An 8,504-nucleotide genomic window follows, 5' to 3' on the forward strand; every position below is an offset into this window, starting at 1 on the left:
TTCCATCTCTGTCTCATCGTAGAGCAGAAACTCCGGTGTTCGATCCAGCAATTCTGCTGTCGCATCCAAAAGGGTCGCAAGTCCCTGTTTGGTCAGACTGGAGATTGGAAAGATTGGCGGCAGGTCCTCAAACTCATCATAATTCTCAGCCAGTTTCTTTTTGAATTCCCTGAGATTCTCTGCACTTTCAGGCATATCCATCTTATTGGCCACGATGATCTGCGGCCGCTCCATGAGGCGGAGATTGTAGGATTCCAGCTCTTTATTGATAGCCAGATAATCTTCATAAGGATCCCGGCCCTCGCTGGCAGACATGTCAACCACATGGAGAATGACCCGGGTCCGCTCGATATGGCGGAGAAACTGGGTTCCCAGACCCACACCCTGGCTGGCTCCCTCAATCAGCCCCGGCAGATCCGCCACGGCAAAGGACTCACCTGAGTGAGTGCGGACCATACCCAGATTGGGCACGATAGTGGTAAAGTGGTAGGCCCCAATCTTGGGCTTGGCTGAGGTGATAACACTGAGCAGGGTTGACTTTCCGACAGAGGGAAAGCCGACCAGTCCGACATCTGCCAGCACTTTTAATTCCAGCAGCAGCTCCCGCTCCTGTCCCGGCTCTCCATTTTCAGAGATTTCGGGGGCAGGATTTTTAGGAGTGGCAAAGCGGATATTGCCGCGGCCGCCGCGGCCGCCATGGGCCACGATGAACTGCTGGCCGTTCTCTATCAGGTCCGTCAGAATCTTGCCGGTTTCCGCATCGCGGACAGTCGTTCCCTGCGGTACGCGGACCAGCAAGTCCTCTGCTCCCCGGCCATGCATCCCTTTTGTCATGCCTTTTTCGCCCGACGGTGCCTTAAAGTGGCGGTTGTAACGAAAGTCCATAAGGGTGCGCAGCCCTTCATCAACGACAAAAATCACATCGCCGCCACGGCCGCCGTCGCCGCCCCAAGGACCGCCGTTAGGAACATACTTCTCCCGTCGGAAAGCCACCATGCCATCGCCGCCCTTGCCAGCCTTGACCTGAATCTTGGCTGTATCTAAAAACATACTCATATTCTTTCTCGCTTCTTTTTACTCTAAAAAAACGCCCTAAAGCGTTTGGGATTAGAAGATGGCACTGAGAGCGGAAGCAAAGATTGCTCCGACTGTCACGATCAGCATGATAATCACGACGATCATCGTCAGTTTTTCAAATCCTGTTTTCTTGCGTTGTCCATTATCTCCAAAAGCCACAATAGCACCTCTATTCAAAATTACTAGGTCTATTCTAACACGATTGCAGCTATTTTTCAAATGGAAGGCTAAGGCAGAATCCAGACTGCACTTTCTTAATGAACATTCTATTCAGCTCAACTAATAAAAATCCACACGAAAGCAGGAATAGACAGGATGAGAGCAGACAGCCTCTGAAACGATTCCTTGCCATGGCCAGCAGGGTCTGAACAGCTCTAAAAAAGGCTTTAAGAGCTGCCTCTTAAAACCTTATCTTTTTAGCCTTTTTTCTTGCGCAGCAAGACAAGACTTCCCACGGCTGCCAAAACAGCCAGACCTGCTGCTGTCAGCCAGAGAGCATTCTGCTCACCGGTTTTAGGCAGAACTTTTTTAGACTGGGCTGTTGGAGACACAGTGTTATTCGCCTTTGAACCATCAGCAGGGTTATTTCCTGGATCAAAACCTCTGTAGGTATTGGTAAAGGTTGCGTCTACATCATAGCTGACAGAGCCCAGATACTCACCGTTGACATCAGTCACCGTTACAGTCAGCTTCGCTTCCTTATCGTCATAGATATAGTCTGGACTGTTGCCAGGGATTTCTTTGATGCTGTAGCTGTAAGTACCCGCAGCATCAAAATTCAATGCTTTAAACTGAACGGAGCCGTCCGCTTCATTGCTGGCCGTCTGCAGCAGATTGCCGTTTGCATCGTAAAGACCGAAGCTAAACTGACCTTGCTCCAAGTCCTTGCCAATCAGCACCTTCTTTGCCTGAATCTGAACATCTTTTGACTGCTCAGCACTTCCTTTACCGGAACCATCTTCCAAACGAACGGACCGTGTAATTGAGCGCTCACCCGGGAAGTTGGAAGCTGTCCAAGTCAGCTTGTTGTTGACAACACTGCCTACATCTGTGCCTTCCGGTACACGGGTTGAGTATTCGATATACATAGGCCAGTTGTAGTTGGTGCCAAAGTTAATGGTAAAGCCATTTGCTTCGCCCTTGTCATTGGTGGACAGCTCCGCTTTATTGGTAAAGTTGTCCAAGACCGGCAGGGTCAGCAGATGGGCTTCATTGCGGATTCCGCCGTCCACCGGAGCATAGCGGACTGCCCGCAGGGTGCCGGGAACCAAGGTCAGGCCGTCTCCAAAATTGTCAGAAATGACCATATCGCGAAGGAGATCCTGTCTGGCATTGAGGATGATGCGCCATTTGACAATGTTCGGATCGCTTTTATCCTGATAGCCGTATTTCATCTCATAGTCACCGGCAGCGCCGTCTTCCTTTTGAAATTGGAAGGCAAAGTCTGTCTGCCCAAACCTGAAGGAGACAGGACCAGTTCCATGGACAGCATCATTGTTCACCCTCACATTAAAGTTTAGAGAGATTTCCTTATGCTCCGTATATTGGGTAAAGTAATCGCTGAAGGTGACTGTAATCGTCTGCGTTGCTGGGTTGGCCTGAGCCTTGCCGACCACTTCTCCCTTGTGATTGACCACATCAAAGACGTCAAAGTTTAAGGGGGTAATCAGGGTTAGCTGCTGAGGCAGCGTGAAAGACAGGGTGTCGCCTTCATTGATAGCCTGAGAATCGGAGAAGGTAAAATTGGTTGTGACAGCCAAAACCTCATTGGTCAGGACAGTCGTATCACTGGTCAACGGATTCCCGTTTTTGGTAATGCTGGTATTTTGGGTATATTCCGTGATTTCAGCAGCCTGCGCTTGAGCCGTGAAGCCAAGTCCTGCAATAACAGCAGACAGCAAGATTAAAATCTTGATAAATATATTATTTTTTTCTTTCATTTTGGACTCCTTTCTCATTTATTATAACAGGAGTATTTCATTTTAGCAACATTTTATACTAAATTGTTTTAATATTCAAATGAGCTGTATAAAGATAAAAAAAGCACAGATAAACAAAGCGGCCGGCTCAATGAATGCCGACATCAAAGAAGGCAGTGAGCTGCTCACAAAGCTCCAGCCACCGCCTCAAAACCTCCACTGGACTATTTGAGCAGCTCGCTGCCCTATCGTCCTGTACGTTAAGCGATAGGCTGAAACTGTCCCCCCGGACAGTTTCGCTGCTAAAAGCAAACTAAAAAGCTATAAATAAAAAAACGAATGATGAGCGCAGGAGACAAACTCCAGCTGCCGTTCATTCGTTTTCTGTCTATTGTGAATCGTTCTCACTGAAACATGCCGGTTCGCTGTTTGAGGAACTCTGCTGTTTCAGCCATTTCATGACTAGCAGATTCTGATTTATTCCAGTCCGATTTCTGCCCGGACGACATTGGCAATGGTATCGACATAATAATTTACTTCTTCGTCAGTCGGTGCCTCAGCCATGACCCGCAAAAGCGGCTCAGTCCCGCTCGGACGGACCAGGATTCGGCCGTTTCCGGCCATTTCGGCTTCCATCTTTTCAATGACAGCCTGAATAGCCGGAACTTCCATAGCCTTGTCCTTCATGCTGTTTTCCACGCGGATATTGACAAGTTTTTGCGGGTAGATAGTGACCTCAGCAGCCAGCTGAGACAGGCTCTTGCCGCTTTCCTGCATGATTTTGGTCAGCTGCACCGCTGACAGCTGGCCGTCTCCGGTCGTATTGTAGTCCATGATAATGACATGGCCGGACTGCTCACCGCCCAGATTGTAGCCTGATTTGCGCATCTCTTCTACCACATAGCGATCGCCGACGGCTGTGATAGCCTTTTGGATCCCTTCCCGGTCTAAGGCCTTGTGGAAGCCAAGATTGGACATGACGGTTGTCACGATAGTATTTTGAGCCAGTTCCCCTTTTTCAGACAGGTACTTGCCGATGATATACATGATCTTGTCGCCGTCTACCAGCTCACCGGTTTCATCTACGGCAATCAGGCGGTCGCTGTCACCGTCAAAAGCCAGGCCGATAGCGGCGCCGGATTCGCGGACCGTTTCCTGCAGGGCTTCGGGATGAGTTGAGCCGACATGGAGATTGATGTTGAGGCCGTCAGGATTTTCACCGATGACTGTCAGCTGAGCTCCCAGATCCGCAAAGACTTGCCGGGCACTGGTCGATGCTGCTCCATTTGCTGTATCAAGCGCCACATGCATGCCTTCCAGATCCAGACCGGTTGATACCAGGTACTGCTGGTACTTGCGCAGACCTTCCGGATAGTCCACCAAGTCGCCCAAACCTTCTGCACTGGGACGGGGCAGATGGTCCTCTGCCGCATCCAGCAGCGCTTCAATTTCCAGTTCACGCTCATCATCCAGCTTGTAGCCGTCACCGCCGAAGAATTTGATACCGTTGTCCAGAGCCGGATTATGGCTGGCTGAAATCATGACACCGGCGCTGGCCTTTTCTGACTTGACCAGATAGGCCACTCCCGGCGTTGCAATAACGCCCAGCTTGTAGACATGAATACCGACCGACAGCAGTCCTGCAATCAGGGCGCTTTCCAGCATCTCTCCCGAAATACGGGTGTCGCGGCCGACAAAGACCCGAGGAACCTCGCTTTCGTGCTGGCTCAGAACATAGCCGCCAAAACGGCCGAGTTTGAAAGCCAATTCCGGCGTCAGTTCTACATTTGCTTCTCCTCGAACACCATCGGTTCCAAAGTATTTACCCATTGTTTCTAATTTTCCTTTCAATTTGAAAACTTATTTATCTTTTGAGCTAGACGAATTTGCCTCCGAACTGCTGCCGGAGCCGGATGAGCCAGAGCTCGTTGTTTTGGTTGTCACTTTCATCGTTGTTTCAAACGGTGTCACTACACTCGGCAGGATATTGCCGCTTGCATCAACAGCCTGCAGCGGCACCGTACCGCTGTAGCTGCCGGTCAGCGTGACATTGGCCGGCAGAATCGCTACGACATAGTCGATTCTGGATAAGGTATCCTGATCACTGGTGACCGTTACTTCCTTATCTTCCAGCGTTACGCCGCTGACAGAAATATTTTCAGCGAGCTGACTGTCGGCAATCAGGGAGCGGACTTCTACTTTCTTGCTGGCTTTTTTGCCGATTTTTACTGAAATCTTCTGCGGTGTCACTGTCGCTGTCAGACCGCTGGGCAGATTTTCCACTTTCAGCTGGGCCTCTACAGTGCCTTCGGTCGCCTTGGACAGGTCTGCCACTACCTTAAATTTCCGGGTGCTTTCCTGCGTCTCGCTGGCCAGACTGACCCGATTGGAGCCGGTCAGAGCGACAGAGACTTCGGAGGTAAAGCCGCTGATAAAGTAATTGTCACTGTCGTATTTGATGTCAATCGGCACATTTGAAACGGTATTGGTATAGGTTTCTGATGTAGTCTGGCGCACGCTGATACTGTTCTGGTAGCTGCTGGAGGTCGCATAGACAAAGAGGACGACAGCAAAGAAAAGCGAGGAAATAATATAGAGAATTCTTTTTCTTTTACTTTGTTTCATTTCTTCAGCCCTCCCAACAAGCGATTTTTCAGCCCTGAGGGCTTCTGCTGCTCCGGCAGAAAGACTTTTTTCAGCTCCGCTTCAAAATCTTCTAAGCTCAGATCATGCTTGAAAATCCCATTGTGTGTGGTGGAAATACCGCCTGTCTCCTCGGAAACGATAAAGGTAAAGGCGTCGGAAACCTCTGACAGGCCGATGGCTGCACGGTGCCGGGTCCCAAACTCCTTGGAAATGGCGGTGCTTTCTGTCAGGGGCAGATAAGCACAGGATACGGCAATTTTATTATCCTTGATAATCACAGCTCCGTCATGCAGCGGTGTATTGGGGATAAAGATGTTGATCAGCAGCTCCCCTGACACATCCGCATCCAGCGGGATGCCTGTCGCCATATACTCCTGCAGGGTCCGGGTCCTCTGAACAGCTACCAGAGCACCGATTTTCCGCGGGCTCATGTAGGCCACAGCCTTGACAAAGGCCTGGATCATTTTTTCCTCGCTGCTGACCGGAGCCGCAGAGAAGATTTCCGTCGCCCGACCCAGCTTTTCCAGACCGGCCCGTATTTCAGGCGAGAAGATGACCACGGCAGCAATGACCCCGTAAGTGATGACCTGATTGATCAGCCAGGAAATGGTAGTCAGTCCGATTAGATTGGCCAAAAACTGAGCCAAGATAAAAAAGAGCACCCCCCGGACCAGAATCATAATCTTGGTTCCGGCAATGGCCTTGGTCAGATAGTATAATATCCACGTAACAATGAGAATATCAATAATATTGATAAGAATATTCCGCGGGTCAGAAAACAGACTGGACCAATACTGGAGATTGGTTAATTGTTGAAAATTCATACCTAGACTTCCTGCTTATCTCTTTTAAAATCCATATTCATAAAGACTTGTCAATCCATTATATCACGTTTGACGATATTTTTCTGTAACCTTCTTTACTTTTTTATGATAAAATATTTCTTATGAAGATAAATACCCATTTGGCAGCCCTTGCAGGCAAGTCCTCCCACTTTGTCCTCAGCAAATTGGGCCGGGGCTCCACCCTGCCGGGAAAAATTGCCCTCAAATTTGATAAAAACCTGCTGCAGAGTCTGGCCCGCGATTATGAAATTGTGGTCGTCACCGGCACCAACGGCAAAACCCTGACCACTGCTCTGACAGTCGGCATTCTCAGAGAAGCCTTTGGCCCGGTCGTGACCAATCCCAGCGGAGCCAATATGATTTCCGGCATTGCCACTACTTTTCTGACAGCCAAAAAAAACAAGTCCGGCAAGAATATCGCTGTCCTGGAAATCGACGAAGCCAGCCTGTCTCGCATCTGCGACTATATCAAGCCCAGTCTCTTTGTCTTTACCAATATCTTCCGCGACCAGATGGACCGCTACGGGGAGATTTACACCACCTACCAGATGATTCTGGATGCGGCAGCCAAAGTACCGGAGGCGACGGTGCTCATGAATGGTGACAGCCCGCTGTTCAACTCGGTCACCCTGAAAAATCCAGTCCGCTACTATGGCTTTGATACCGAAAAAGGTCCGGCCCAGCTGGCCCACTATAATACCGAAGGGATTCTCTGCCCTAACTGCCAGCATATTCTCAAGTATAGGCTCAATAGCTATGCCAATCTGGGAGACTATATCTGTCAGGACTGCGGCTTTAAGCGGCCGGAGCTGGACTGCCGGCTGACCGCCCTCAAAGAGCTGCGGCATAACAGCTCTGCCTTTGTCATTGACGGCCAAGACTACCATATCAATATCGGCGGCCTCTACAATATCTACAATGCTCTGACGGCGGTAGCAGTCGCCCAGTTCTTTGGTGTCGAGCCTGCGACTATCAAGGCCGGCTTTGACAAGAGCCGGGCCGTTTTTGGCCGGCAGGAAACCTTTACGATCGGCGGCAAAGAGTGCACGCTGGTCCTGATTAAAAATCCTGTCGGAGCGACTCAGGCTCTGGAGATGATTAAGCTGGCGCCTTTTCCCTTCACTCTCTCCGTCCTGCTCAATGCCAACTACGCCGACGGCATCGATACCAGCTGGATCTGGGATGCGGACTTTGAGCAGATCCTGAAGATGGACATCCCCCATATCACAGCCGGCGGTGTCCGCCACTCCGAGATTGCCCGCCGTCTGCGGGTGACCGGCTATGATGCCAGCCGCATCAGCGAAGTCAGGGACTTAGAAGCTGTCTTCAAAGGGATTGAAAGTCAGGAAACACCGCACGCTTATATCCTGGCTACCTATACCGCCATGCTGGAATTCCGCGAGCTCTTAGCCTCCCGCCAAGTCGTCAGAAAGGAGATGGACTAATGGTTTACACTTCTCTTGCTTCTCCTGAACATGGTACTTATCCTTATGAGCTCAAGATTGCCCACCTCTACGGCAATCTCATGAATACCTACGGCGACAACGGCAATGTTCTCATGCTCAAGTATGTGGCCGAAAAACTGGGCGCCAAGGTTCAGGTAGACATTGTCTCTCTGGAAGATGACTTCGACAAGGACTTTTATGACCTGGTCTTTTTCGGCGGCGGTCAGGACTATGAGCAGACCATCGTAGCCCGTGATTTGCCGGCCAAAAAAGAGGCTTTGGAAAGTTTTATCAATGAAAACGGCGTCGTCCTTGCTATCTGCGGCGGCTTCCAACTGCTGGGCCAATACTATATCGAAGCATCCGGACGGCGGATTGAGGGCCTGGGCATCATGGGCCACTATACCCTCAACCAAACCAAGAACCGCTATATCGGTGACATCAAGATTCACAATGAAGAATTTAACGAGACTTACTACGGCTTTGAAAATCATCAAGGCCGCACCTTCCTCTCTGACGATGAAAAACCGCTGGGCAAGGTAGTCTACGGCAAGGGCAATAACCAAGAAGAC

Annotated in this window: 8 protein-coding genes; 2 read left to right on the forward strand and 6 right to left on the reverse strand. The window is 50.2% G+C overall.

Annotation, left to right across the window (positions count from 1 at the left end; all coding sequences use genetic code 11):
• The 6 genes from obgE to cdaA form a co-directional block, all read right to left on the reverse strand.
• A partial coding sequence (gene obgE, locus STRDD11_RS07815; RefSeq protein WP_241209369.1) for a GTPase ObgE occupies positions 1–1,056 on the reverse strand: 1,056 nt, incomplete at its 3' end.
• Between the two features lie 51 nt (positions 1,057–1,107).
• Positions 1,108–1,236 (reverse strand): DUF4044 domain-containing protein, encoded by a 129-nt coding sequence (locus STRDD11_RS07820; protein WP_128836865.1) that lies wholly within the window; start codon positions 1,234–1,236, stop codon positions 1,108–1,110.
• A 257-nt stretch (positions 1,237–1,493) separates the two neighbouring features.
• Entirely contained in the window at positions 1,494–3,017 is a 1,524-nt protein-coding gene (locus STRDD11_RS07825) for an Ig-like domain-containing protein (protein ID WP_128836866.1), read from the reverse strand.
• A 456-nt stretch (positions 3,018–3,473) separates the two neighbouring features.
• On the reverse strand, positions 3,474–4,826 hold the full coding sequence (gene glmM, locus STRDD11_RS07830; protein ID WP_128836867.1) for a phosphoglucosamine mutase: 1,353 nt from the start codon (positions 4,824–4,826) through the stop codon (positions 3,474–3,476).
• 30 nt (positions 4,827–4,856) lie between these two features.
• Positions 4,857–5,621: a CdaR family protein gene (locus STRDD11_RS07835; RefSeq protein ID WP_128836868.1), complete on the reverse strand. Its 765-nt coding sequence runs from the start codon at positions 5,619–5,621 to the stop codon at positions 4,857–4,859.
• Positions 5,618–6,466 (reverse strand): diadenylate cyclase CdaA, encoded by an 849-nt coding sequence (gene cdaA, locus STRDD11_RS07840; protein WP_128836869.1) that lies wholly within the window; start codon positions 6,464–6,466, stop codon positions 5,618–5,620. The genes STRDD11_RS07835 and cdaA overlap by 4 nt, the downstream gene beginning before the upstream one ends.
• A 122-nt stretch (positions 6,467–6,588) precedes the next feature.
• Between cdaA and murT the strand changes: the two genes are divergently transcribed.
• Together murT and STRDD11_RS07850 are read left to right on the forward strand one after the other, a co-directional pair.
• A complete protein-coding gene (murT, locus tag STRDD11_RS07845) occupies positions 6,589–7,932 on the forward strand; it encodes a lipid II isoglutaminyl synthase subunit MurT (RefSeq protein WP_128836870.1) in 1,344 nt (447 codons plus the stop codon).
• Positions 7,932–8,504 (forward strand): type 1 glutamine amidotransferase (locus STRDD11_RS07850; RefSeq protein WP_128837103.1); only part of this gene is annotated, 573 nt, incomplete at its 3' end. The genes murT and STRDD11_RS07850, both read left to right, overlap by 1 nt.

Source organism: Streptococcus sp. DD11, assembly GCF_001578865.1.
GTDB classification, from domain to species: domain Bacteria; phylum Bacillota; class Bacilli; order Lactobacillales; family Streptococcaceae; genus Streptococcus; species Streptococcus panodentis.

Coding starts and splice junctions, on each gene's coding strand:
- STRDD11_RS07825 (WP_128836866.1), bottom strand. CDS start 3,017: ATGAAAGAAAAAAATAATATATTTATCAAGATTTTAATCTTGCTGTCT.
- glmM (WP_128836867.1), bottom strand. CDS start 4,826: ATGGGTAAATACTTTGGAACCGATGGTGTTCGAGGAGAAGCAAATGTA.
- STRDD11_RS07835 (WP_128836868.1), bottom strand. CDS start 5,621: ATGAAACAAAGTAAAAGAAAAAGAATTCTCTATATTATTTCCTCGCTT.
- cdaA (WP_128836869.1), bottom strand. CDS start 6,466: ATGAATTTTCAACAATTAACCAATCTCCAGTATTGGTCCAGTCTGTTT.
- murT (WP_128836870.1), top strand. CDS start 6,589: ATGAAGATAAATACCCATTTGGCAGCCCTTGCAGGCAAGTCCTCCCAC.